The following is a 329-nucleotide window of genomic DNA, read 5'->3' as shown; positions in this document are numbered from 1 at the left end:
CAGCCCGAGCCTGGCGACCACGAGGTCCTCCTGCGCGTTCACGCGTCGTCGGTGAACCCCGCCGACTGGCTCTCGCTGGTAGGCCGCCCCTACGTGCTGCGGCTCACGTCAGGCCTGACCCGGCCGAGGCGCCAAGTCCCGGGCAGGGACGTGGCCGGGACGGTCGAGGTCGTCGGCCCCAAGGTCACTCGACTGCGCCCGGGTGCCGAGGTGTACGGCGAGCTCCCCGGCGGTGCCTACGCCGAATACGCCGTGGCCGCCGAGGACACCCTGGCACCAAAGCCCGCCAACCTCGGCTTTGCAGAGGCGGCGGCCGTCCCGCTCGCGGG

General features: G+C 73.9%; 1 protein-coding gene. It reads left to right on the top strand.

Features of this window, described 5'->3' with window-relative positions:
* Positions 1 to 329: alcohol dehydrogenase catalytic domain-containing protein (locus ELR45_RS38575; protein ID WP_205856978.1), on the top strand; the 329-nt coding region annotated here is incomplete at both ends.

This window comes from Phytoactinopolyspora endophytica, from assembly GCF_004138495.1.
Classification (GTDB): Bacteria; Actinomycetota; Actinomycetes; order Jiangellales; family Jiangellaceae; genus Phytoactinopolyspora; species Phytoactinopolyspora endophytica.
The sequence above is the reverse complement of the archived record's forward strand: the minus strand, read 5'-3'. Positions and strand labels throughout refer to the sequence as shown.